The following is a 22,871-nucleotide window of genomic DNA, read 5'->3' as shown; positions in this document are numbered from 1 at the left end:
CTTTGGAAATCGCCTACACTTCTGCTCTATCGGGGATTATTCTCCGATAGAGCTGGAGATAACCCATGCGCGCCTTCTTCGCAGTTCTTATTCTGTGTGCCGCGTCCCTCCTCTCCATCGTCTCGGCCCGCGCCGAAGACCCGATCGACACGACGCGGACGATGATCGAGGAACAGATCAAGGCCTTCCTCAAGGACGATGCCGAGACCGCCTATTCCTTCGCCGCTCCCGGCATCCGGGCGATGTATCCCGACAAGAATCTGTTCTTCGCCATGGTGAAGAAGAGCTACGAGCCGGTCTATCATCCCGGCAACTACGCCTTCGGCCGCAGCCGCTCGATCGACAACGGCGCGCTGATCTATCACGAAGTGCTGATTTCAGGCCGCGATGGCAAAGACTGGACGGCGATCTACCAGATCACCCGCCAGCCGGATGGCAGCTACCGGATCAACGGCGTGCAGATCATCCCAGATGCGGACAGCAAGGGTATTTGATCCCGATCGATCCAACCTCGTTGGATTGGATCAAACAGGTTCGATCGGGATCAAACAGGTTTGATCGGGATCACACGGGCTGGAGATCGCCTCTTGCCCATTCCTCCTGCGTTTCCGCCATGAAATCGGCGAAGCGGCCTTCGGCGATCGCCTTGCGGATGCCCTGCATCAGTTCCTGGTAATAGGCGAGATTGTTCCAGGAGAGCAGCATGCCGCCGAGCGCCTCGTTGGAGCGGACGAGATGGTGCAGATAGGCACGCGAATAATCGCGTGAGGCCGGACAATTCGACTGTTCGTCGAGCGGGCGCATATCCTCGGCATGGCGGGCATTGCGGATGTTGACCTTGCCGCGGCGGGTAAAGGCCAGGCCATGGCGGCCGGAGCGAGTGGGCATGACGCAGTCGAACATGTCGATGCCGCGCGCAACCGATTTCAGAATATCATCCGGCGTGCCGACACCCATGAGGTAACGCGGCTTTTCCAGAGGAAGGACCGGCAGCGTCGTTTCCAGCATCTGCAGCATGACATCCTGCGGCTCGCCGACAGCGAGGCCGCCGATGGCATAGCCCTTGAGGTCGAGTTGGCTCAATGCCTCGGCCGAACGGATACGCAGCGCCGGGATGTCGCCGCCTTGAACGATGCCGAACATCGCCTTGCCAGGTTGCTCGCCGAAGGCCACCCTGCAGCGTTCGGCCCAGCGCAGCGACATCTCCATGGCGCGCTCGATCTCCTTCGGCTCGGCCGGCAGCGCCACACATTCGTCAAGCTGCATCTGGATGTCGGAGCCGAGCAGCCCCTGGATTTCGATGGAGCGCTCCGGCGACATATGGTGCAGGCTGCCGTCTACATGCGACTTGAAGGTGACGCCCTGTTCGTCGAGCTTGCGCAGGCCGGACAGCGACATGACCTGGAAACCGCCGGAGTCCGTCAGGATCGGATGTTCCCAGCGAATGAGCTTATGCAGGCCGCCAAGGCGGGCGACACGCTCGGCCGTCGGGCGCAGCATCAGGTGATAGGTATTGCCGAGGATGATGTCGGCGCCGGTCTCGCGCACCTGATCGAGATACATGGCTTTAACCGTGCCGACGGTGCCGACCGGCATGAAGGCCGGCGTGCGGATTTCGCCGCGCGGCATGGAGATCTTGCCGAGGCGGGCGCCGGCATCGGTTTTGTCAAGCGTGAATTGGAAGTGGTCGGTCATCTAATCTTTCCGGAAGAGAAGGCTGGCATCGCCATAGGAATAGAAGCGGTAGCCCGTCTGGATGGCGTGGTCATAGGCGGCGCGCATGGTGTCGAGGCCTGAAAAGGCCGAGACCAGCATGAAGAGTGTCGAGCGCGGCAGGTGGAAATTGGTCATCAGCATATCGACGGCCTTGAAGCGGTAACCCGGCGTGATGAAAATGCCGGTGGCGCCGCTCCAGGCGCGGATTTCGCCACTATCTTGCGTCGCGCTCTCGATCAGCCGCAGTGAGGTGGTGCCGACGCAAATGATGCGTCCCCCTCTTTGCTTGACGGCGTTCAGCCGGGCGGCGGTTTCGGCGCCGACATAGCCGCTTTCGAGATGCATTTTGTGATCGGCGGTATCATCGGCCTTGACGGGCAGAAAAGTGCCGGCGCCGACATGCAGCGTCACGAAATGGCGTTCGATACCGGCCTTGTCGAGCGCCTCGAACAAAGCGGGTGTAAAATGCAGGCCGGCCGTGGGGGCTGCGACAGCGCCCTCCTCCCGCGCATAGATGGTCTGATAGTCGGCGCGGTCGCGTTCATCCTCCGGCCGCTTGGCGGCGATATAGGGCGGCAGAGGAATGTGACCGACGCTGGCAATCGCTTCGTCCAGTGCGGGGCCGGAGAGATCGAAGGCCAGTGTCACTTCGCCTGCCTCGCCCTTTTCCTCGACGGTGGCGTCGAGCGAGCCGATCATGCAGCTTTCGCCGCTATGGCCGAAGGCGATGCGGTCGCCCTCCTTGATGCGCTTGCCGGGCTTGGCGAAGGCCTTCCATTTGTTGGCGCCGATACGCATGTGCAGCGTCGCCGATACCTGCTGGCCGCCCGCACCCTCGCGATGGCGAATGCCTTCAAGCTGGGCCGGAATGACCTTGGTGTCGTTAAAGACGAGCGCATCGCCTGCCTGCAGGAAGGACGGCAGATCGCCGACGCGATAATCCCGGATATTTTCCGCATTCGGATCGACGACGAGCAGCCGCGCGCTGTCGCGCGGCTCGGCGGGCCGCAACGCGATGCGTTCATCGGGCAGGTCGAAGTCGAAAAGGTCTACGCGCATCAGGGCACTTTCAGGCAAAGCGAAACCCGCCCCACGCTTTCGCGCAAGGGCGGGTTTCAGCAGAAATCACAATCAGACGTCGGCGGCAACCCGCATGGAGACGATCGAGTCCGGATCGGAAACCGGCTCGCCGCGCTTGATCTTGTCGACGTTGTCCATGCCCTCGATGACCTGGCCCCAGACGGAATACTGCTTGTTCAGCCACGGCGCGTCGGTAAAGCAGATGAAGAACTGAGAGTTGGCCGAGTTCGGGTTCTGCGAACGGGCCATCGAGCAGGTGCCGCGCGTATGGGTGGTTGCCGAGAATTCTGCCTTCAGATCCGGCTTGGAGGAGCCGCCCATGCCGGCGCGGCTGGGATTGAAGGTTTCCGAGCCCTTCTTGCCGAATTCGACATCGCCCGTCTGGGCCATGAAATCCTGGATGACGCGGTGAAAGACGACGCCGTCATAGGCCTTCTCGCGGGCGAGTTCCTTAATGCGGGCGACATGTTCCGGGGCGACCTGCGGCAAAAGCTGAATGACAACCTTGCCCTTGGTGGTTTCCAGAATGATGGTGTTTTCGGGATCCTTGATCTCGGCCATTGCCTTCTCCTCTTGTTTCTCTCGTAACTTACTTCTTGCCCAGGGTGACCTTGATCATCCGGTCGGGACTTTTGACTTCGCCGTTCTGGCCTTCACCGCGCTTGATCTTATCGACGTTCTCCATGCCGGAAACGACCTTGCCGACGACGGTGTACTGGCCGTTCAGGAAGGAGCCGTCGGCGAACATAATGAAGAACTGCGAATTGGCGGAATTCGGATCCTGCGAACGGGCCATGCCGACCGTGCCGCGCACGAACGGGGTCTTGGAGAATTCGGCCGGAATGTCAGGCAGATCGGAAGAGCCGGTGCCGGCGAGGCTCGCATCGAAGCCCTTTTCCATATTGCCGTATTTGACGTCGCCGGTCTGAGCCATGAAACCGTCGATGACGCGGTGGAAAGCGACGTTGTCGTATTCGCCCTTCTTTGTCAGTGCTTCGATCTGGGCGACATGCTTCGGCGCCACCTCAGGCATCAACTGAATGACGACGGGGCCGTTCGTCAGCTGGATGGTGAGATAGTGATCGGCCGACTGGGCGAAGGCATCGCCGGCGAAGGAGGCGAGATAAAGCACGCCGGCAAATGCGAGATAAAAGAGTTTCATATGAGCTCCATTGCGGCGGGTTCCGCCTGGTCTTTGCGCTTGCTAGTCTTTGTTCTTACTAGTTTGGGCGCTTGGATGTGAGGGCTTGCAAGACGGCGGCCGGCACGAAAGCGCTGACATCGCCGCCCATGGCGGCGATCTGGCGGACCAATGTGGCGGTTATGGGCCGCGAGGCCGTGCCCGCCGGCAAAAAGATGGTCTGGATATCGGGCGCCATCGTCCGGTTCATTCCGGCCATCTGCATTTCGTAATCAAGGTCGGTGCCGTCGCGAAGACCGCGGATCAACAGTGTTGCGCCATGGGTGCGGGCGGCATCGACGACCAGATTGTCGAAGGCGACGACGGTGATGTCACCGGTCTTGCCGGGCAGCGCTTCAGCCAGCGAACGGCGGATCAGCTCGGCTCTCTCTTCGAAGGAGAAGAGCGGCGCCTTGCCGGGATGGATGCCGATCGCGACGATCACCTTTTCGGCGACGTTCAGCGCCTGGACCAGAACATCCACATGCCCATTGGTGATCGGGTCGAAAGACCCCGGATAGAAAGCTGTCGTCATGTGACCAGACCGTTGATTTGACGCCTTTTGTCACGGATGCCGCTCTGCCGCAAGTGATTTGGGCAGGTCCGGCGAGAGTGCCGCGCGTCCATCCGGACACGCCAAGGACGTTCTATCATTTTGAATTGGCAGGCGGTTGAACGGCGGATGAATGGTCCGTTCAAGGCCGTTTCAGACAGGATCTGCTTTACTCGGATCATCAAATTCAGCCGATGCCATTCCGGCATCCGGCGCTTCCTGAAAGACCAAGTCCATGCTGATCGTGCTTGTTGCACTTGCCGTCGTTTCCTCCCTCGCCGCCGAGATGGCCTATGGCTATTTCGCCGATCGATATGAGGTGAGCTGGGTACGGCCGGAGCTTGCCGAACATGCGGCGATCGTGCGCGCCCAAGGCCGGCTGCGCGAAAACGGGCTTCGAATCTGAACGCCAGATGAACGAGACATTCAAGGAGGCTTCAGATCGCCATTGGTAAACACCCCCTCAACATCCGCGGAACCATTTTCAAACGGATGCGTTCATTCAACCGACCCCATAGATGCGATCAGCGCGGCAGGAAGGACTAAAGATGCCCGGTAAGATTACGATGATTAACCTGCTCTGGATGGTAATGGTCACGGGCATGCTGACCGCAACTGTCGCTCTCTATGATCAGAAGGTCGATACGTCCAAGGTTTATGGTCCCTATGCTTCGGCCCGGACGGCCGTGCTGGGCCAGTACTGAGGGGCGAGAACGCAACTCCCCAGGAAAGGAATGCCTATGTTCACGATCTTGACAGTGCTCACCGCCCTCATCAGCGTGATGTTCATCGTGTCCGTGGCCTCGACGATCTCAGCGCTTCGGCGTGAAGGCGAAGAGGTGAAAGCTCTGAACGAAAAACATAGAGCATTCTGACCTTCCTCTCTGACCACCCACTTCCCACCCTCGAGCGGCACCCTTCCGTCGCCGGGGCCATTCAAAGCCGGATGCACCCAGCATCCGGCTTTTTCTTTGGGTGTGATCTGAGCCATCCCCGGGCTTGAGAAAAAATGGGCGGCTTGAAAAGAAAAGGGCGGCTCGAAGCCGCCCCCTTCATGTGATCATTCCCCGGCAGGCGCGGCCGGATCGCCATCGGCAACCGGGCCTTGATCGGTGGCGCCTTCATCGGTCGCAGGGGCGCCTTCGGCGACCTCGACAGCCTCTTCCGTCTCGTCTTCCTCCGGCTCGCTGATGCGCTCGACCGAAACAACCTTCTCGTCCTTGGCGGTGGAGAAGATGGTGACGCCCTTGGTGGCGCGGCTGGCGATGCGGATGCCGCCGACCGGCACGCGGATCAGTTGGCCACGATCGGAGACCAGCATGATCTGGTCGCCGTCATCAACAGGGAAGGCCGCGACCTGTTCGCCGATCTCGCCGGTTTTCGACGTGTCGGTGGCGCGGATGCCCTTGCCGCCGCGGCCGGAGATGCGGAAATCGTAGGAGGACGAACGCTTGCCGAAGCCTTTTTCCGAGACCGTCAACACGAACTGCTCGCGTGCCTTCAGCTCTTCATAACGCTCGTCGGAAAGCTGCCCCTCTTCGGTGACTTCTTCGCCAACCAGCGCAATATCCTCTTCATCCACGCCCGTCGCCCGACGCTCGGTGGCGGAACGCTTGAGATAGGCAGCACGCTCCCACGGCTCGGCATCGACATGACCGACGATGGTCATCGAGATGATGCGGTCGCCATCGCCGAGATTGATGCCGCGCACACCGATCGAGTTGCGGCCGGCAAAGACGCGGACGTCGTCGACGGAGAAGCGGATGCACTGACCGAGCGCCGTCGTCAGCAGCACGTCATCCTGATCCGTGCAGGTCTCGACGGAGAGGATTTCGTCGCCCTCCTCCTCGAGCTTCATGGCGATCTTGCCGTTGCGGTTGACCTGGACGAAGTCCGACAGCTTGTTGCGGCGAACCGTGCCGCGCGTCGTCGAGAACATGACGTCGAGATTGTCCCAGCTCGTCTCGTCCTCGGGCAAGGGCAGGATGGTGGTGATGCGCTCGCCGGGTGCGAGCGGCAGCATGTTGATCAGCGCCTTGCCGCGCGAGGTCGGCGTGCCGATCGGCAGGCGCCAGACCTTTTCCTTGTAGACGATGCCCCGCGAAGAGAAGAACAGGACCGGCGTATGGGTATTGACTACGAATAGCCGGCTAACGAAATCCTCGTCGCGGGTGGTCATGCCGGAGCGGCCCTTGCCGCCGCGGCGCTGGGCGCGGTAGGTGGTCAGGGGCACGCGCTTGATGTAACCGAGATGCGAGACGGTGACGACCATGTCTTCGCGGGCGATCAGATCCTCGTCGTCCATTTCGAGGCCGCCATCTACGATCTCGGTGCGGCGCGGCGTGCCGAACTCGTCGCGGACGGCGGTGAGTTCATCCTTGACGATGGTCTGAATGCGGACGCGCGAAGAAAGAATATCGAGGTAATCCTTGATTTCGTCGCCGATCTTGTTGAGTTCGTCGCCGATTTCGTCGCGGCCGAGGGCCGTCAGGCGGGCAAGGCGCAGTTCGAGGATGGCGCGGGCCTGTTCCTCGGAGAGATTGTAGGTCAGGTCGTCGTTGATGCGATGGCGTGGATCGTCGATCAGACGGATCAGGCTTTCGACATCTGCCGCCGGCCAGCGGCGGGTCATCAGCTCTTCGCGGGCCGACTGCGGATCGGGCGCCTGGCGGATGACGCGGATGACCTCGTCGATATTGGCGACGGCAATGGCGAGACCGACCAACACATGGGCGCGGTCGCGCGCCTTGCGCAGCAGAAATTTCGTTCTCCGGCTAACGACTTCTTCGCGGAAGGAGACGAAAGCGCGCAGCATATCGAGCAGCGTCAGCTGCTCGGGCTTGCCGCCGTTCAGCGCCACCATGTTGCAGCCGAAGGACGTCTGCAGCGGCGTGTAACGATAGAGCTGGTTGAGGATGACCTCGGCATTGGCGTCGCGCTTCAGCTCGACGACGACGCGATAACCCTGGCGGTCGGATTCGTCGCGCAGATCGGAGATGCCTTCGATGCGCTTGTCGCGCACCAATTCGGCCATCTTCTCGATCATCGTCGCCTTGTTCACCTGATAGGGAATCTCGGTGATGATGATCTGCTCGCGGTCGCCGCGCATCGGCTCGATGGCGGCGACGCCGCGCATGATGACGGAGCCGCGGCCGGTCTCGTAAGCCGAGCGGATGCCGGCACGGCCGAGGATCTTCGCACCCGTCGGGAAGTCGGGGCCAGGGATGATCTGCATCAGTTCCGGCAGCTCGATTGCCGGGTCGTCGATCAACGCAATGCAGCCGTCGATGACTTCAGAGAGATTGTGCGGCGGGATGTTCGTCGCCATGCCGACAGCGATGCCACCGGCGCCGTTAACGAGCAGGTTCGGAAACTTGGCGGGCACCACGACCGGCTCGGAGAGCGTGCCGTCGTAGTTGTCGCGGAAGTCGACGGTTTCCTTGTCGAGATCGTCGAGCAGCGAATGGGCAGCCTTTTCGAGGCGGCATTCGGTGTAACGTTCAGCCGCCGGCGGATCGCCATCGACCGAGCCGAAATTGCCCTGGCCGTCGATCAGCGGCAGACGCAGCGACCAGGGCTGCGCCATGCGGGCGAGCGCATCATAGATCGCAGTATTGCCGTGCGGATGGTATTTACCCATCACGTCACCGGTGACGCGGGCGCATTTGACGTATTTCTTGTTCCAGTCGATGCCGAGCTCGGACATGCCGTAGAGGATGCGCCGGTGCACGGGCTTCAGGCCGTCGCGCACGTCGGGCAGCGCGCGGCTGACGATGACGCTCATGGCGTAATCGAGATACGACCGCTGCATTTCCTCCATGATGGAGATGGGCTCGATGCCTGGCGGGAGCTTCCCGCCGCCGGGGGGTGTTTGCTCAGTCAAAACAGATCACGATCTCTTCTAGAATCACTTGAAGATTTATAGCGGAAAGCCTGTTCCCACGCCAATTTTCACAGCGCGTTTTGAACAGGCTTTTGCGGCTTAAAGAGGGTAAAACATATAAGTTGCGCGGCCGGACCGGACAAATCCGCCCCCGGCCGCCGCGGGAAATTTGCCAAATCGGAATCCCCGCTTCACAATCATAAAAACCAAGTGACTATATGGGGTTCCGGAGAGACGATGGCAAGCGCCGACCAATTGATCAACGCCTTCACGACGCTGCTCGTCACCATCGATCCGCCCGGTCTCGCACCGATCTTTCTGGGCCTGACGACAGGCATGAGCCGCAGTGAGCGCACACAGGTAGCGCTGCGTGGCTCGACCATCGCCTTCATCATTCTCGCCGTCTTCGCGCTGTTTGGCGCCGGCGTGCTCAGCGTGCTGGGGATTTCGATCGGCGCCTTCCGCATCGCCGGCGGGCTGCTCTTGTTCTGGATCGCCTTCGAGATGGTGTTCGAGAAGCGCCAGGACCGCAAGGAGAAGGCCACCGAGGTGGCAATCACCAAGGATCACATCGAAAATATCGCCGTCTTTCCCCTCGCCTTGCCGCTGATTGCCGGCCCGGGCGCGATCTCGGCGACGATCCTGCTTGCTGGAACGCTCGCCACCTCCGTCGGAAAAGCGCAACTGATCGGCGTTCTTGCTGCCAATCTGCTGCTGACCTTCCTCATGCTGCTCGTCGCCGAACGGCTGGACCGTTTCCTCGGCGTCACCGGCCGGGCGATCCTGACACGGCTTCTCGGCGTCATCCTCGCCGCCCTCGCCGCCCAATTCGTCGTCGATGGCGCGAAATCGGCGCTCAATCTGATCAGCGCGACGCCGCACTGAGAAGGGCTAGAAATCAAAGAAAAAGAGCATGACGCCGTCAAAGGCATCATGCTCTCAGGTCTTTCACTAGCCCAGGAAGGCTCGCGATCAGAACGGGATGTCGTCGTCGAGATCCCGCGAGAAATTGCCGCCGCCAGCGCCGCCGCGGCTCGGGGATGAAGAGGGAGCCGGCGCGCCGTAGTCGTCGCCATAATCGTTGCCGCCGCTGCCGCCGCGGCCGCCGCCGAAGCCGGAGCTGGCACCGCCGCCATCGCCGCGGCCGTCGAGCATCGTCAGCGTCGAACTGAAGCCCTGTAGCACCACTTCGGTGCTGTAGCGGTCCTGGCCCTGCTGGTCCTGCCACTTGCGGGTCTGCAGCTGGCCTTCGATATAGAGCTTGGCGCCCTTCTTCACATATTGTTCGACAACCTTGCAGAGGCCTTCGTTGAAGACGACGACAGTGTGCCATTCGGTCTTTTCACGGCGCTCGCCGGAATTGCGGTCGCGCCAGGTCTCCGAGGTCGCGATACGAAGATTGGCGATCGGCCGGCCATCCTGAGTGCGGCGGATTTCGGGGTCTGCACCCACGTTTCCAACCAGAATTACCTTATTCACGCTACCAGCCATACTTCTCACCCTGCCTGCCGCCCTGCCCGGCGGCGTTTAATCGATCGGCGCACCTTAAACCATCACGGACCGCCGATGCGCATGGGCGGCATTTAATCCACATGTTTATCCATCAGAAAGCCGCATGCATTCATCAGGAATTTTGTTCTTTATTTGTTCTAGTTTATCCGTATGATCCTGTCAACAGAATCGAAAACCTTGAGCCTTCCCGGATATTCAGCCTCGACTCGCCCGTCGGCATCACTAAATAAGGGCTGTTATCCAGAAAACCAAAGCAGAGACGATGAGCGAACTGAAGACGATCTCCATCCGCGGCGCGCGCGAGCATAATCTCAAGAGCATCGATCTCGATCTGCCGCGTAACAAGCTAATCGTCATGACCGGGCTTTCAGGGTCCGGCAAATCCTCGCTCGCCTTCGACACGATCTACGCCGAAGGCCAGCGGCGTTATGTCGAGAGCCTGTCGGCCTATGCCCGGCAGTTCCTCGAAATGATGCAGAAGCCCGACGTCGACCAGATCGACGGGCTGTCGCCGGCGATCTCGATCGAGCAGAAGACCACCTCGCGCAATCCGCGCTCGACGGTCGGCACCGTCACCGAGATCTACGACTATATGCGCCTGCTCTTTGCCCGCGTCGGCGTTCCCTATTCGCCGGCGACCGGTCTGCCGATCGAGAGCCAGACCGTCAGCCAGATGGTCGACCGCATCCTCGATTTCGGCGAGGGCACCCGTCTTTATATTCTTGCGCCGCTCGTGCGCGGACGCAAGGGCGAATACAAGAAGGAACTGGCCGAGCTGATGAAGAAGGGCTTCCAGCGCGTCAAGGTCGACGGCCAGTTCTACGAGATCGCCGAGGCGCCGGTGCTCGACAAGAAATACAAGCATGACATCGACGTGGTGGTCGACCGCATCGTCGTGCGCTCGGATGTCTCGGCGCGTCTGGCGGACAGCCTGGAGACCTGCCTGAAGCTTGCCGACGGGCTGGCGGTCGCCGAATTCGCCGACAAGCCGCTGCCGCCGGAAGAGACGTCGGCCGGCGGCTCGGCCAACAAGTCGCTGAACGAGACGCATGAACGCGTGCTGTTTTCGGAGAAGTTCGCCTGCCCTGTCTCGGGCTTCACCATTCCCGAGATCGAGCCGCGGCTGTTTTCCTTCAACAATCCCTTCGGCGCCTGCCCGACCTGCGACGGCCTCGGCGCCCAGCAGAAAATCGATCCGGACCTGATCGTGCCCGAACCCGAACGGACGCTGCGCGACGGGGCGATCGCGCCCTGGGCGAAGTCGACCTCGCCCTATTACAATCAGACGCTGGAAGCGCTCGGCAAACATTACGGCTTCAAGCTCGGCACCCGCTGGAACGAGCTTTCCGACGAGGCCAAGGACGTTATCCTCAACGGCACCAACGACAAGATCGAATTCCATTATGCCGATGGCGCCCGTTCCTACACGACGCAGAAGAATTTCGAGGGCATCATCACCAATCTCGAGCGCCGCTGGAAGGAGACCGATTCCGCCTGGGCGCGCGAGGATATCGAGCGCTTCATGTCGGCCGCCCCATGCCCTTCCTGCAACGGATTCCGCCTGAAGCCTGAGGCCTTGGCGGTGAAGATCGACACGCTGCATATCGGCGAAGTGACCGGGATGTCGATCCGCGTCGCCCGCGACTGGTTCGAGGCGCTGCCGGCAAGCTTCAATGCCAAGCAGAACGAGATCGCCGTGCGCATCCTCAAGGAAATCCGCGACCGGCTGCGCTTCCTCAACGATGTCGGCCTGGAATATCTGAGCCTGTCGCGCAATTCCGGCACGCTGTCGGGCGGCGAGAGCCAACGCATCCGGCTTGCCTCGCAGATCGGCTCAGGGCTGACAGGCGTGCTCTACGTGCTCGACGAGCCGTCGATCGGCCTGCATCAGCGAGACAATGCCCGGCTGCTCGACACGCTGAAGCACCTGCGCGACATCGGCAACACCGTCATCGTCGTCGAACATGACGAGGATGCGATCCTGACGGCCGACGACGTGGTCGACATCGGCCCGGCTGCCGGCATTCACGGCGGCCAGGTCATCGCCCATGGCACACCGCAGGACATCATGGACAGTCCGAACTCGCTGACCGGCAAATATCTCTCGGGCGAACTCGGCGTTCCCGTTCCCGATGAACGCCGCAAGCCGAAAAAGGGCCGCGAGATCAAGGTGGTCGGCGCGCGCGGCAACAATCTGAAGAACGTCACGGCATCGATCCCGCTCGGGGTGTTCACGGCGGTGACCGGTGTTTCCGGCGGCGGCAAGTCCACCTTCCTGATCGAAACGCTCTATAAGTCGGCAGCGCGCCGCGTCATGGGCGCACGTGAAAACCCGGCCGATCACGACCGCATCGACGGTTTCGAGCATATCGACAAGGTGATCGACATCGACCAGTCGCCGATCGGCCGCACGCCGCGCTCGAACCCGGCGACCTATACCGGCGCCTTCACGCCGATCCGCGACTGGTTCGCCGGCCTGCCGGAGGCAAAGGCCCGCGGCTACCAGCCGGGCCGCTTCTCCTTCAACGTCAAGGGCGGACGCTGCGAGGCCTGCCAGGGCGACGGCGTCATCAAGATCGAGATGCACTTCCTGCCCGATGTCTACGTCACCTGCGATGTCTGCCATGGCAAGCGTTACAACAGAGAGACGCTCGACGTCACCTTCAAGCACAAGTCGATCGCCGACGTGCTCGACATGACGGTGGAGGAAGGCGTCGATTTCTTCGCGGCGGTGCCCGCCGTGCGCGACAAGCTGCAATCGCTGAAGGATGTCGGCCTCGGTTACATCAAGGTCGGCCAGCAGGCCAATACGCTCTCGGGCGGCGAAGCGCAGCGCGTCAAGCTTGCCAAGGAACTGTCGAAACGCTCGACGGGACGCACGCTCTACATTCTCGACGAGCCGACGACCGGCCTGCATTTCCACGACGTGGCCAAGCTGCTCGAAATGCTGCACGAACTGGTCAACCAGGGCAATTCGGTGGTGGTGATCGAGCACAATCTCGAAGTCATCAAGACCGCCGACTGGGTGCTCGATTTCGGCCCCGAAGGCGGCGATGGCGGCGGCGAGATCGTCGCGACCGGCACGCCGGAAGCGATCGTCAAGGAAAAGCGCTCCTATACCGGACACTTCCTGAAGGAATTGCTGGAACGGCGGCCGGCGAAGAAGGCGGTTGCGGCGGAATGACGATGAGGCCAGCGTCGCCCGATGATCTGGAAATGATCGCGACGCTGACAGCTGCCGCCTATCGGCCCTATACCGAACTCTTCGGCGCTGCGCCGATCCCGGTGACGGAGGATTACGCGCCGCGCATCGAACGCGGCGAGGTCTGGCTGCGCGAGGTCGGCGACGAAACGGCCGGCCTGGTGGTGGTCGAGCAGCATTCCGATCACCTCATGCTGTTCAGCATCGCGGTCTCGCCGGCCTTTCAGGGCGGCGGGCACGGGTTGGCGATGCTGCGCTGGCTGGAGGGCAAGGCGCGGGAATGGGCAGTGCCGGAAATCCGGCTCTACACGAATGCGCGGATGGAGCGGAACATCGCGCTCTATCGCGCCTTCGGTTTTCAGGAAACGGGTCGTCGGCCGAGCCCTTATCGGCCAGGATGGACGCTCGTCGACATGACGAAAGAAATCGATGCGGCCTGAGCGGCTGCCAACGGGGAGGACGACATGACGAAATCCGGCACTATCCGCACCGGCATCGGCGGCTGGACCTTCGAGCCCTGGCGCGGGCATTTCTTTCCTGATGACCTGAAACAGAAAGACGAGTTGAATTATGCCAGCCGCCAGCTGAAGGTCATCGAGGTCAACGGCACCTATTACAGCACCCAGAAGCCTGCAGTCTTCGCCAAATGGGCGGCAGACGTGCCCGATGGCTTCATCTTTTCGCTGAAGGCGACGCGTTTCGTCACCAATCGGCGGGTGCTTGCCGAAGCCGGTGAATCGATGGAGCGGTTCCTGACATCGGGTATCAGCGAACTCGGCGATCATCTTGGGCCGCTGCTCTGGCAATTTGCGCCGACGAAGAAGTTCGATCCGGAAGATTTCGAGGCCTTCCTGAAGCTGCTGCCGGCAAAACAGGACGGGCTGGCGCTGCGCCACGTGGTCGAGGTGCGGCACGATTCCTTCAAGGTGCCGGAATTCGTGGGCCTGCTGGCGAAATATGGGGTGGCGCCTGTTTGTGCCGAACATTTCGAATATCCGATGATCGCCGACGTCACGGCGGATTTCGTCTATGCCAGGCTGCAGAAGGGATCGGACGATATTGCCACCTGCTATCCGGACAAGGAGCTGAAGGCCTGGGCAAAGCGACTGGAGACCTGGGCCGAAGGCAAGATCCCCGATGACCTGCCGCTGATCGATGCCGATCGCAAAGTGAAGACCGAGCCGCGCGACGTCTTCGCCTTCATGATCCATGAGGGTAAGGTCAATGCGCCACACGGAGCGATCGCCCTGCAGCAAGCGCTGGCGAAATAAGCTTGGTGAGACTTGGCCCGGGGCTCAAAGCACCGGCGGCCCGAAGCTGAAGCATCGGGCGGGCTAAAGCGGCAAGACGTGGGTGGCAAGCTCCTCCGCCGTCAACCCCTTGCCGGCGCGTTGGCCGGCCTCGCCATGCAGCCAGACGCCGGCCGCCGCGGCCTCGAAGGTCGGCAAGCCCTGGGCGAGCAATCCGCCGATGATGCCGGCGAGCACATCGCCGGAACCGGCGGTGGCAAGCCAGACCGGGGCATTGGTATTGATGAGCGCACGTCCATCCGGCGCGGCGATGACAGTATCGGCCCCCTTGTAAACGATCGCTGCATTGGCGCGGCGGGCAGCAGCGACAGCCTTGTCCACCTTGCCGAGCGCATCATCGCTGCCGATATCGGGAAAGAGCCGCGCGAATTCACCCTCGTGCGGCGTCAGCACCAGACGCGGCTCACCGCGGAAAAGATCAAACAATTGTTGCGGATCGTCCTTGAACGAGGAGATGCCGTCGGCATCGAGCACCAGATGGCGATCGGCAAGAGCGGAGACGAAGCCGCGCGCCCTGGCGCCGATGCCAAACCCGGGGCCGAGAACGAAAGTCTGCAGCCGCTTGTCGGTGAGCCAGCCGCCGAGGTCGACCTCGTCGTCGATGGCATGCAGCATGACGGCGGTGAGATGCGCCGCATTGGCGGAGATCGCCGCGCGGGGAGCGGCGATCGTGACCAGGCCGGCGCCGGCCTTCAGGCCCGCGGTCGCCGACATGCGCGCAGCACCCGTCTTGTCCGCCTCGCCCGAGAACACGACCAGATGACCGCGCTTGTATTTGTGGGTTTCCAGCTGCTCGGCCGGCAGCAGACCCTTCCAGGCATCGGGCGTGTTCTCGGCGATAAGACCGGCAGCCTCAGCGCGGATGATGCGGGCGGGAATGCCGATATCGAAAACCTCCAATTCATTACAAAGCTCCCGGCCCGGCATCAGCAGATGGCCGGGCTTACGCGTCATGAAGGTGACGGTGCTGCAGGCCTGGAAGGCAGCCCCCAGCACCTTGCCGGTGCGGCCATCGAGGCCGGAGGGCAGATCGATGGCGAGCACCGGACGACCGGCCGCGGTGACGCGTCCGATCAGCGCGCGCACTTCGACCGGGACCTCGCGGCCGAGCCCCGCCCCAAACAGACCGTCGATAACGACATCGCCGGTTTCGGGTTGGTAGATGCCGAGTTCCAGTCCCTTAAGCGCGCAGCCGGCTCGGGCACGGGCGGCATCGCCCTTCAGCTTCGCGGGATCACCCAGATGGAACAGCGCCACCGCCGCTCCGCTTTGCTGCAGATGTCGTGCCGCGACATAGGCGTCGCCGCCATTGTTGCCGGGACCGCAAAGCACGACGAAACGAAAAGCGTCGGGATGACGTCGCAGCGCGGCAGCTGCAACCGCGGCACCCGCCTTCTCCATCAGGCCGAAGGAATCGATGCCGGATGCGGCAGCAGCGGCATCGACGGCAGCCATTTCGGCAGGCGTCAGGAGGAGCTGGGACAGATCTTTACTCATCATCCTATTCAATCGAAAAACGCCTAAAAAACAACCGCCTGAAACATCAAAGTGAAGGACTCATTTTAGGCATTTGCATATATTTTAATCTTTCAGATCCGTGTATTCGCAGTTGCGAAAATACCTGACTTTTTCGGTTTCGGATGTGTTTTTGATCAGAGACAATGTTTTTCCACCTGTTCCGTCACCAAAACGACATGAAATTCCCCGCAAACGCGGCTGTTTCGACAAAATCGACGCCTTTTTTCGATAAGATGGATTTCAAACTGGCACGATATCTGCATCATATCCGGCGAGCGGGAAAATTCCTGCCATAACGGGAGAAGCGGAGAGACATTTTCTCATGAAAAAGATCGAAGCGATCATTAAGCCTTTCAAGCTGGACGAAGTGAAGGAAGCCCTTCAGGAAGTCGGCCTGCAGGGTATCACAGTCACGGAAGCCAAGGGTTTCGGCCGTCAGAAGGGCCACACGGAACTCTACCGCGGAGCCGAATACGTCGTCGATTTCCTGCCGAAGGTAAAAGTCGAGGTCGTGCTGGCCGACGAGAACGCGGAGGCCGTCATCGACGCGATCCGCAAGGCGGCGCAGACCGGCCGCATCGGCGACGGAAAGATCTTCGTCTCCAACGTCGAAGAGGTTATCCGCATCCGTACCGGCGAGACCGGCATCGATGCCATCTGACCACTTTGCCAATTGCGCAAAGTCCGTTACCGTCACCGCCGACCTACACCGTCATCGCAAATCGGAGGAAACTAATTAATGGCGACCGCAAGCGAAATTCTGAAGCAGATCAAGGAAAACGACGTCAAGTTCGTCGATCTGCGTTTCACCGACCCGAAGGGCAAGCTGCAGCATGTGACGATGGACGTCGTCTGCGTCGATGAGGACATGTTCGCCGACGGCGTGATGTTCGACGGCTCCTCGATCGGCGGCTGGAAGGCCATCAACGAGTCCGACATGGTGCTGATGCCCGATACCGAGACGGTGCATATGGACCCGTTCTTCGCTCAGTCGACCATGGTCATCATGTGCGATATCCTCGATCCGGTTTCCGGCGAGGCCTATAACCGCGATCCGCGCGGCACCGCCAAGAAGGCCGAAGCCTACCTCAAGGCATCCGGCATCGGCGACACGATCTTCGTCGGCCCGGAAGCCGAGTTCTTCGTCTTCGACGACGTCAAGTACAAGGCCGATCCCTACAATACCGGCTTCAAGCTCGATTCGACCGAACTGCCGTCGAACGACGACACCGATTACGAAACCGGCAACCTCGGCCATCGCCCGCGCGTCAAGGGCGGCTATTTCCCGGTTCCTCCGGTCGACAGCGCCCAGGACATGCGTTCGGAAATGCTGACGGTGCTCTCCGAGATGGGCGTCGTCGTCGAAAAGCATCACCATGAAGTCGCTGCCGCCCAGCACGAACTCGGCATCAAGTTCGATACGCTGGTGCGCAACGCCGACAAGATGCAGATCTACAAATATGTCGTGCATCAGGTGGCCAATGCCTACGGCAAGACGGCGACCTTCATGCCGAAGCCGATCTTCGGCGACAACGGCTCGGGCATGCACGTGCACCAGTCGATCTGGAAGGGTGGCAAGCCGACCTTTGCCGGCGACGAATATGCAGGCCTCTCCGAGAGCTGCCTGTTCTACATCGGTGGCATCATCAAGCATGCCAAGGCGATCAACGCTTTCACCAACCCGTCGACGAACTCCTACAAGCGTCTCGTCCCGGGTTACGAAGCACCGGTGCTGCTCGCCTATTCGGCCCGCAACCGCTCGGCCTCCTGCCGCATTCCGTTCGGCTCCAACCCGAAGGCCAAGCGCGTCGAAGTCCGTTTCCCCGATCCGACCGCCAACCCCTATCTCGCCTTCGCCGCTATGCTGATGGCCGGCCTCGACGGCATCAAGAACAAGATCCATCCCGGCAAGGCCATGGACAAGGATCTCTACGACCTGCCGCCGAAGGAATTGAAGAAGATTCCGACTGTCTGCGGCTCACTGCGCGAAGCGCTCGAAAGCCTCGACAAGGACCGCAAGTTCCTGACAGCCGGCGGCGTTTTCGACGACGACCAGATCGATGCCTTCATCGAGCTGAAGATGGCCGAGGTGATGCGTTTCGAAATGACGCCGCATCCGGTCGAATACGACATGTACTATTCAGCCTGATCGGCTGCGAAGACCGAAAGTCCCGGTTCGCCGGGGCTTTCACCTCCCAGGTCATGGACGCCACCACAGCGCCGCGCGGCTTTGAGACGCGCAAAAGACGCTGTAGCACTTGGAGTGCTGCATAATTTTGTCCCTAAATCCTTTCCGATTTAAGGAATTATGCAGTAGGAGGATATGACGTTCATGTGACGAACTCGCGCACAAATCTTGATTTGCGCGACACCAATCACCAAATTCGGTGATGAAAGGAAGTCGTACCATGAAAGAAAGAGTAGCAAAGTTCAGCATTGGCGAAGTGGTTCGGCACAAGGTTTTTCCGTTTCGCGGCGTCATCTTCGACGTTGATCCGGAGTTCGCGAATACGGAGGAATGGTGGAATTCCATTCCGGCCGAGGTGCGCCCGAGCAGGGACCAACCCTTTTATCACCTGCTCGCCGAAAATGATGAAAGCGAATATGTCGCTTATGTCTCCGAGCAGAACCTGATGAATGACGAAAGCGGCGCGCCGCTTCGCAACCCACAGATCTACCAGATTTTCGATCAGGCCCCGTCAGGGCAGTTCAAACCCAAGATGAGCTTCGCCCACTAAATCAGGCTGACCGACCGCAGGAAACAAGGCCTCGCACACTCCCGGCGAGGCCTTTTTCGTGGCGCAACAAAAAACCCGGCGCGAAGCCGGGTTTCTGTTCAAAGATGATGGCAGGATTACTGCGCCTTGGCTGCCTTCTGGGCGTCTTCCAGCTTCTTGCGAGCTTCCTCGGCCTTCTTCTGCATGCTGTCCTGCAGGCTGCGCTGACTTTCAGCGAGCTTGGATTCCGAAACGGGTTCGCCGTCATAAGCGCCGGTGAAGCCTTCAAGCGAAATCTTGATCGGGTTCGGGGCGCGGCGGAAGTTGATCGAGGTGAAGATCACGTCGCTGCCCTTCTTGAGGCTGGCGATCATCGCGTCGGTCAGCGGGATTTCGGCGGTGCACTTATCCGGCAGGCAGACAGCGTAGTCGAGCTTCTGGCCCTTGCCGCCGTCGATCTGCATGATGATGCCCGGAGGAATCAGGCGTGCGGTGGGAACCGAAACCTGCAGGAGCTTGCGGTTGATCTTGCCGGAAACCGAGATCAGGCCGACGGCCGTGACGAGCTGGCCGCCATTGGCGAGGATCAGGTTCTGGACAACACAGATGTCGTTGTCTTCCTGCTTGCTGCAGGTCTTGTACCAGCCGAGCTTCGGCGCACCGGAGGCCTGCGCATCGGCAGGCGCCGGTGCGGCCGCATCCTGGGCAAAGGAGGAGACCGGAGCCGAAGCGGCGCCGAACATCACTGCCAGAACGGACAGTGCTGCCCGCATTTTCTTTTCAGACTTGAACATCATAACGAATTCCGTCTCCTGATATCCGTTCGGGGCAGCGTCTTTGCCGCCCCAACCATCGGGTCGTTCGGCACTCCACCTCTTAAAAAAATAAGGCAAATGCATGACCCCGAAACTTCGGGTTCACCTGTTACATCGCAGCGTTCAAGATATCCAGCATTTCTTTGGCAATTTGAGAGGCAATTTCGCAGCCACGTCAAAGAAAACGCCGCTGCGTGTTGGAATCACTCGACCCCATGATAATCTCCCGCGTGAATCATGCCCCGTTTTTCACGGATCAAGGATTGCCGAATGCTCCGGATTATCGTCCCCCTCGTCCTCTCGCTGCTGTGCGGCGCTGTCGCCGCCGAGCCGCTGCACGGCATCGCGATGCACGGTGAGCCGGCTTTGCCGGCGGACTACAAACACTTCCCTTACGTCAATCCCGACGTAAAAAAAGGCGGCAAGATCACCTATGGCGTCGTCGGCACCTTCGACAGCCTCAACCCCTTCATCCTGAAGAGCATGCGCACGACGGCGCGCGGCATGTGGGATCCGGAATATGGCAATCTCGTCTACGAATCGCTGATGCAGCGCTCCAGGGACGAGCCGTTCACGCTCTATGGGCTGCTTGCCGAGACAGTCGAATGGGACGACGACAGAAGCTTCATTCAGTTCAACCTCAATCCGAAGGCGAAATGGGCCGATGGCCAGCCGGTAACGCCCGAAGACGTGATGTTCACCTTCGAACTGATGCGCGACAAGGGCCGCGTGCCCTTCGCCAACCGCCTCAACGTCGTCGCCAAGATGGAGAAGGTCAGCGAACACAGCGTGCGCTTCACCTTCAACGACAAGGCCGATCGCGAAACGCCGCTGATCTTCGGTCTTTTCCCGGTGCTGCCGAAACATGCGATCGATCCTGAAACCTTCGACCGTTCGTCCTTGACGCCGCCGGTCGGCTCCGGTCCCTACAAGGTAAAGACGGTGAAGCCCGGCGAGAGCATCACCTATGAGCGCGATCCGAATTATTGGGGCAAGGACATTCCCGCCAAGGTCGGCACCGACAATTACGACCAGATCACCGTCCAGTATTTCCTGCAGGACACGACGCTGTTCGAGGCCTTCAAGAAGGGCGATGTCGACATCTATCCCGACGGCAATCCCGGCCATTGGGCCAATGCCTATAATTTCCCCGCCGTCACCTCGGGGGCCGTGGTCAAGGACACATTCACGCCGAAACTGCCGAGCGGCATGCTCGGCTTCGTGTTCAACACGCGCCGGCCGATCTTTGCCGATCTCAAGGTGCGCGAAGGCCTGTCGCTGGTGTTCGATTTCGAATGGGCGAACAAAAACCTCTATTCCGGCGCCTACAAGCGCACGCAGAGCTTCTGGCAGAATTCCGAACTGTCGAGTTTCGGGGTTCCCGCCAATGCAGCCGAGCTTGCCCTGCTCGGGCCGATCAAGGACAAAATCGCGCCGGAGATTCTCGACGGCGCCTACAAGCTGCCGGTGACCGACGGCTCCGGTCGCGACCGCAATGTGCTGAAGCAGGCCGTCGAACTGCTGAAACAGGGCGGATATACGATCCAGGGCGGCAAGATGCTCGATGCCTCCGGCCGCCAGCTCGCTTTCGAGATCATGACGCAGAATGCCGACCAGGAGAAGCTTGCCGTCGCCTATCAGCGTTCGCTGCAGACGATCGGCATCGCCGCTTCAATCCGCACCGTCGACGATTCGCAGTATCAGAGCCGGACGAACAGCTTCGACTACGATATGATCCTCAAGTCCTATACGTCTTCGTTGTCACCCGGAAATGAGCAGCTCGGCCGCTGGTCTTCAGCCGCCAAAACCCGCGAAGGCACCGACAGTTTCGCCGGTGTCGCCGACCCCGATATCGACACGCTGATCGACCATCTGCTTCGGGCGCGCTCGGCCGAGGATTTCACCGCGGCGGTGCGCTCCTACGACCGGCTGCTGCTTTCAGGCCACTATGTGCTGCCGCTCTACCACATCGACCAGCAATGGGTGGCGCGCAGCAAGCGCATCGGCCGTCCCGACAGCGTGCCGCTCTACGGCTATCAGCTGCCGGTATGGTGGGATACGAGCGTGCAGTAAGAATCAGCCGAACCGCCAGCCAAATGTCTCCCTTGGGAGACGCATGAGAATAAGGAAAATCATCATGGAGCGTATCACCATCGACGTCGTCTCGGATGTCGTCTGCCCTTGGTGCTATCTCGGCAAGGCGCGGCTGGAGCTCGCCATCGCCGAGGTGCAGGACGAGATCGGCGTCGATATCAACTGGCGGCCGTACCGGCTCAACCCCGACTATCCCAAGGAAGGTGTCGACCAGAAGAAGGCGCTGGCTGAGAAGCTCGGCGGCGAGGAGCGCGTGGCGCAAGCGCACAAAATGCTCACCGATTACGGCCGCGACGTCGGCATCGCCTTCGATTTCGAGGCGATCAAGATCGGCCCCAACACGCTCGATGCGCATCGACTGATCCATTGGGCGATGATCGAAGGCCGCGAGAAACAGGACAAGGTCGTTGGCGCGCTGTTCAAGGCGAATTTCGAGGAAGGCCGCGATGTCGGCGACCACGCCGTGTTGCTCGATATCGCCGAAAAGGCCGGCCTCGACCGCTCGGTCATCGCCTCGTTGCTCGCCTCCGACGCCGATCGCGACCTGATCGTCGCCGAGATCAAAGCGGCGCAGGAAATGGGCGTCAACGGCGTGCCGTTCTTCATTTTCGACCAGCAATATGCCGTCAGCGGCGCGCAGACGCCCGACGTGCTGGCGAACGCGCTGCGCGACATCGCCAAGGCGAAGGCCGAGGCGCGATCGGGGCTGAACTGAGGCTATCGATGCGAATCGAGATCGAAGAGCCGCGGCAAAGCTGGGTCGAGGATTTCGCAGCGCTGAACGCCATCATGGGCGCAGCACCGGCCGGAGCCTATCTGCATCACATCGGCTCGACAGCCGTTGCCGGCCTTCCCGCCAAGGATATCATCGATCTCCAACTGACCGTGAACGATCTGGCCGATGTCGATGCCGACGCATTCGAACAGGCCGGTTTCGAGCGTCGGCCAATCACCATCGATCACTGCCCTCCGGGACTTGAACTGGCGGAAGGCGAATTGCGCAAGGCCTTCTATCGCAGCAGAGGACGCGCCGCCAATCTGCATGTCCGGCAAAGAGGCCGTTTCAATCAGCGCTAGTCCCTGCTCTGCCGAGACTTCCTGCGCGCCCATCGGGTAGCAGCGAACGCTTACGCGCTGATCAAGCAGCGGCTCGCCCACCGTTTTCCCGAGGATGTAGATTTCTACTACGACATCAAGGACCCGGTGTTCGACATCATCATGGACGGCGCCAATGAATGGGCAAAGCTGATCGGCTGGTCGGAACCACCGGGCGACTGAAGCCTCGGCTTTA

General features: G+C 60.8%; 22 protein-coding genes and 1 pseudogene. 14 read left to right on the top strand and 9 right to left on the bottom strand.

Annotated elements, in window-relative coordinates:
* Nucleotides 1-65 precede the first annotated feature (65 nt).
* Complete coding sequence (locus NE851_RS20940) at nucleotides 66-494, top strand: DUF4864 domain-containing protein (protein ID WP_047615141.1); 429 nt, start codon at nucleotides 66-68, stop codon at nucleotides 492-494.
* Nucleotides 495-564: 70 nt separating this feature from the next.
* Here the strand turns inward: NE851_RS20940 and tgt are convergent, their stop codons facing one another.
* From tgt to coaD, 5 genes are all read right to left on the bottom strand, one after another.
* Nucleotides 565-1,695, bottom strand: a complete 1,131-nt coding sequence (gene tgt / locus NE851_RS20935; protein ID WP_097544257.1) for a tRNA guanosine(34) transglycosylase Tgt — start codon at nucleotides 1,693-1,695, stop codon at nucleotides 565-567.
* Nucleotides 1,696-2,775, bottom strand: coding sequence for a tRNA preQ1(34) S-adenosylmethionine ribosyltransferase-isomerase QueA (gene queA, locus NE851_RS20930; RefSeq protein WP_097544256.1), 1,080 nt, complete (start codon nucleotides 2,773-2,775; stop codon nucleotides 1,696-1,698). It lies immediately after the preceding gene.
* A gap of 72 nt (nucleotides 2,776-2,847) precedes the next feature.
* Nucleotides 2,848-3,357, bottom strand: a complete 510-nt coding sequence (locus NE851_RS20925; protein WP_028756879.1) for a peptidylprolyl isomerase — start codon at nucleotides 3,355-3,357, stop codon at nucleotides 2,848-2,850.
* A 28-nt stretch (nucleotides 3,358-3,385) separates the two neighbouring features.
* Nucleotides 3,386-3,958 carry a peptidylprolyl isomerase gene (locus NE851_RS20920; protein WP_097544255.1) on the bottom strand — a complete coding sequence of 191 codons (573 nt, stop codon included), beginning with the start codon at nucleotides 3,956-3,958 and terminating at the stop codon, nucleotides 3,386-3,388.
* A 58-nt stretch (nucleotides 3,959-4,016) separates the two neighbouring features.
* On the bottom strand, nucleotides 4,017-4,511 hold the full coding sequence (gene coaD / locus NE851_RS20915) for a pantetheine-phosphate adenylyltransferase (protein WP_003539657.1): 495 nt from the start codon (nucleotides 4,509-4,511) through the stop codon (nucleotides 4,017-4,019).
* A gap of 253 nt (nucleotides 4,512-4,764) precedes the next feature.
* On the opposite strand from coaD, the gene NE851_RS20910 reads away from it, so the two are divergent.
* The 3 genes from NE851_RS20910 to NE851_RS20900 all read left to right on the top strand — a co-directional run bounded on the left by NE851_RS20910 (nucleotide 4,765) and on the right by NE851_RS20900 (nucleotide 5,404).
* Nucleotides 4,765-4,935: a hypothetical protein gene (locus NE851_RS20910; RefSeq protein ID WP_244604870.1), complete on the top strand. Its 171-nt coding sequence runs from the start codon at nucleotides 4,765-4,767 to the stop codon at nucleotides 4,933-4,935.
* A 142-nt stretch (nucleotides 4,936-5,077) separates the two neighbouring features.
* On the top strand, nucleotides 5,078-5,233 hold the full coding sequence (locus tag NE851_RS20905; protein WP_164735989.1) for a hypothetical protein: 156 nt from the start codon (nucleotides 5,078-5,080) through the stop codon (nucleotides 5,231-5,233).
* Between the two features lie 36 nt (nucleotides 5,234-5,269).
* The gene (locus tag NE851_RS20900) at nucleotides 5,270-5,404 is read left to right on the top strand and encodes a hypothetical protein (protein WP_018445350.1); all 135 of its coding nucleotides are present in this window, start codon (nucleotides 5,270-5,272) and stop codon (nucleotides 5,402-5,404) included.
* Between the two features lie 185 nt (nucleotides 5,405-5,589).
* On the opposite strand, the gene gyrA is transcribed toward NE851_RS20900, so the two are convergent.
* Nucleotides 5,590-8,412 (bottom strand): DNA gyrase subunit A, encoded by a 2,823-nt coding sequence (gyrA, locus tag NE851_RS20895; RefSeq protein WP_028756877.1) that lies wholly within the window; start codon nucleotides 8,410-8,412, stop codon nucleotides 5,590-5,592.
* Between the two features lie 237 nt (nucleotides 8,413-8,649).
* On the opposite strand from gyrA, the gene NE851_RS20890 reads away from it, so the two are divergent.
* Nucleotides 8,650-9,297: a MarC family protein gene (locus NE851_RS20890; RefSeq protein ID WP_018242015.1), complete on the top strand. Its 648-nt coding sequence runs from the start codon at nucleotides 8,650-8,652 to the stop codon at nucleotides 9,295-9,297.
* Between the two features lie 87 nt (nucleotides 9,298-9,384).
* Here the strand turns inward: NE851_RS20890 and NE851_RS20885 are convergent, their stop codons facing one another.
* On the bottom strand, nucleotides 9,385-9,903 hold the full coding sequence (locus tag NE851_RS20885; protein WP_047615135.1) for a single-stranded DNA-binding protein: 519 nt from the start codon (nucleotides 9,901-9,903) through the stop codon (nucleotides 9,385-9,387).
* A 283-nt stretch (nucleotides 9,904-10,186) separates the two neighbouring features.
* On the opposite strand from NE851_RS20885, the gene uvrA reads away from it, so the two are divergent.
* Genes uvrA through NE851_RS20870 form a run of 3 tightly spaced genes read left to right on the top strand, consistent with a single transcriptional unit; the run spans nucleotide 10,187 to nucleotide 14,397 of the window.
* Nucleotides 10,187-13,108, top strand: coding sequence for an excinuclease ABC subunit UvrA (uvrA, locus tag NE851_RS20880; RefSeq protein WP_063475577.1), 2,922 nt, complete (start codon nucleotides 10,187-10,189; stop codon nucleotides 13,106-13,108).
* Nucleotides 13,105-13,566, top strand: coding sequence for a GNAT family N-acetyltransferase (locus NE851_RS20875; protein ID WP_028756885.1), 462 nt, complete (start codon nucleotides 13,105-13,107; stop codon nucleotides 13,564-13,566). The genes uvrA and NE851_RS20875 overlap by 4 nt, the downstream gene beginning before the upstream one ends.
* A 24-nt stretch (nucleotides 13,567-13,590) precedes the next feature.
* Nucleotides 13,591-14,397 (top strand): DUF72 domain-containing protein, encoded by an 807-nt coding sequence (locus NE851_RS20870; RefSeq protein ID WP_028756886.1) that lies wholly within the window; start codon nucleotides 13,591-13,593, stop codon nucleotides 14,395-14,397.
* Between the two features lie 63 nt (nucleotides 14,398-14,460).
* Here NE851_RS20870 and NE851_RS20865 read toward each other — a convergent pair whose 3' ends face one another.
* Nucleotides 14,461-15,933 (bottom strand): bifunctional ADP-dependent NAD(P)H-hydrate dehydratase/NAD(P)H-hydrate epimerase, encoded by a 1,473-nt coding sequence (locus NE851_RS20865; RefSeq protein WP_063475576.1) that lies wholly within the window; start codon nucleotides 15,931-15,933, stop codon nucleotides 14,461-14,463.
* A 343-nt stretch (nucleotides 15,934-16,276) separates the two neighbouring features.
* On the opposite strand from NE851_RS20865, the gene NE851_RS20860 reads away from it, so the two are divergent.
* The 3 genes from NE851_RS20860 (at nucleotide 16,277) to hspQ (ending at nucleotide 18,692) form a co-directional block, all read left to right on the top strand.
* Entirely contained in the window at nucleotides 16,277-16,615 is a 339-nt protein-coding gene (locus NE851_RS20860) for a P-II family nitrogen regulator (RefSeq protein ID WP_003539626.1), read from the top strand.
* Nucleotides 16,616-16,693: 78 nt separating this feature from the next.
* Nucleotides 16,694-18,103 carry a type I glutamate--ammonia ligase gene (gene glnA, locus NE851_RS20855; protein ID WP_028756888.1) on the top strand — a complete coding sequence of 470 codons (1,410 nt, stop codon included), beginning with the start codon at nucleotides 16,694-16,696 and terminating at the stop codon, nucleotides 18,101-18,103.
* A 259-nt stretch (nucleotides 18,104-18,362) separates the two neighbouring features.
* On the top strand, nucleotides 18,363-18,692 hold the full coding sequence (gene hspQ / locus NE851_RS20850; RefSeq protein ID WP_063475575.1) for a heat shock protein HspQ: 330 nt from the start codon (nucleotides 18,363-18,365) through the stop codon (nucleotides 18,690-18,692).
* Nucleotides 18,693-18,808: 116 nt separating this feature from the next.
* Here the strand turns inward: hspQ and NE851_RS20845 are convergent, their stop codons facing one another.
* The gene (locus NE851_RS20845) at nucleotides 18,809-19,468 is read right to left on the bottom strand and encodes an invasion associated locus B family protein (protein WP_047615121.1); all 660 of its coding nucleotides are present in this window, start codon (nucleotides 19,466-19,468) and stop codon (nucleotides 18,809-18,811) included.
* 288 nt (nucleotides 19,469-19,756) lie between these two features.
* On the opposite strand from NE851_RS20845, the gene NE851_RS20840 reads away from it, so the two are divergent.
* From NE851_RS20840 to NE851_RS20830, 3 genes and pseudogenes are all read left to right on the top strand, one after another.
* A complete protein-coding gene (locus NE851_RS20840; RefSeq protein ID WP_254957245.1) occupies nucleotides 19,757-21,559 on the top strand; it encodes an extracellular solute-binding protein in 1,803 nt (600 codons plus the stop codon).
* Between the two features lie 64 nt (nucleotides 21,560-21,623).
* Entirely contained in the window at nucleotides 21,624-22,295 is a 672-nt protein-coding gene (locus NE851_RS20835) for a DsbA family oxidoreductase (RefSeq protein ID WP_254957243.1), read from the top strand.
* Between the two features lie 8 nt (nucleotides 22,296-22,303).
* Nucleotides 22,304-22,858, top strand: a pseudogene (locus NE851_RS20830) (GrpB family protein).
* The last annotated feature ends 13 nt before the right edge of the window (nucleotides 22,859-22,871 follow it).

Origin of the sequence: Rhizobium anhuiense bv. trifolii, from assembly GCF_024346605.1 — a bacterium.
Taxonomy (GTDB): domain Bacteria; phylum Pseudomonadota; class Alphaproteobacteria; order Rhizobiales; family Rhizobiaceae; genus Rhizobium; species Rhizobium anhuiense.
This window is presented reverse-complemented; position numbering and strand designations above follow the sequence as displayed.

Excerpts from the sequence above, each read along its gene's own strand:
- tgt (WP_097544257.1), bottom strand. The coding sequence starts at position 1,695 with ATGACCGACCACTTCCAATTCACGCTTGACAAAACCGATGCCGGCGCC.
- NE851_RS20860 (WP_003539626.1), top strand. The coding sequence starts at position 16,277 with ATGAAAAAGATCGAAGCGATCATTAAGCCTTTCAAGCTGGACGAAGTG.
- queA (WP_097544256.1), bottom strand. The coding sequence starts at position 2,775 with ATGCGCGTAGACCTTTTCGACTTCGACCTGCCCGATGAACGCATCGCG.
- NE851_RS20840 (WP_254957245.1), top strand. The coding sequence starts at position 19,757 with ATGCTCCGGATTATCGTCCCCCTCGTCCTCTCGCTGCTGTGCGGCGCT.
- glnA (WP_028756888.1), top strand. The coding sequence starts at position 16,694 with ATGGCGACCGCAAGCGAAATTCTGAAGCAGATCAAGGAAAACGACGTC.
- NE851_RS20890 (WP_018242015.1), top strand. The coding sequence starts at position 8,650 with ATGGCAAGCGCCGACCAATTGATCAACGCCTTCACGACGCTGCTCGTC.
- NE851_RS20885 (WP_047615135.1), bottom strand. The coding sequence starts at position 9,903 with ATGGCTGGTAGCGTGAATAAGGTAATTCTGGTTGGAAACGTGGGTGCA.
- NE851_RS20910 (WP_244604870.1), top strand. The coding sequence starts at position 4,765 with ATGCTGATCGTGCTTGTTGCACTTGCCGTCGTTTCCTCCCTCGCCGCC.
- NE851_RS20875 (WP_028756885.1), top strand. The coding sequence starts at position 13,105 with ATGACGATGAGGCCAGCGTCGCCCGATGATCTGGAAATGATCGCGACG.
- NE851_RS20905 (WP_164735989.1), top strand. The coding sequence starts at position 5,078 with ATGCCCGGTAAGATTACGATGATTAACCTGCTCTGGATGGTAATGGTC.
- NE851_RS20920 (WP_097544255.1), bottom strand. The coding sequence starts at position 3,958 with ATGAAACTCTTTTATCTCGCATTTGCCGGCGTGCTTTATCTCGCCTCC.
- NE851_RS20835 (WP_254957243.1), top strand. The coding sequence starts at position 21,624 with ATGGAGCGTATCACCATCGACGTCGTCTCGGATGTCGTCTGCCCTTGG.
- NE851_RS20925 (WP_028756879.1), bottom strand. The coding sequence starts at position 3,357 with ATGGCCGAGATCAAGGATCCCGAAAACACCATCATTCTGGAAACCACC.
- NE851_RS20900 (WP_018445350.1), top strand. The coding sequence starts at position 5,270 with ATGTTCACGATCTTGACAGTGCTCACCGCCCTCATCAGCGTGATGTTC.
- coaD (WP_003539657.1), bottom strand. The coding sequence starts at position 4,511 with ATGACGACAGCTTTCTATCCGGGGTCTTTCGACCCGATCACCAATGGG.
- NE851_RS20870 (WP_028756886.1), top strand. The coding sequence starts at position 13,591 with ATGACGAAATCCGGCACTATCCGCACCGGCATCGGCGGCTGGACCTTC.
- hspQ (WP_063475575.1), top strand. The coding sequence starts at position 18,363 with ATGAAAGAAAGAGTAGCAAAGTTCAGCATTGGCGAAGTGGTTCGGCAC.
- NE851_RS20865 (WP_063475576.1), bottom strand. The coding sequence starts at position 15,933 with ATGAGTAAAGATCTGTCCCAGCTCCTCCTGACGCCTGCCGAAATGGCT.
- uvrA (WP_063475577.1), top strand. The coding sequence starts at position 10,187 with ATGAGCGAACTGAAGACGATCTCCATCCGCGGCGCGCGCGAGCATAAT.
- NE851_RS20845 (WP_047615121.1), bottom strand. The coding sequence starts at position 19,468 with ATGATGTTCAAGTCTGAAAAGAAAATGCGGGCAGCACTGTCCGTTCTG.
- NE851_RS20940 (WP_047615141.1), top strand. The coding sequence starts at position 66 with ATGCGCGCCTTCTTCGCAGTTCTTATTCTGTGTGCCGCGTCCCTCCTC.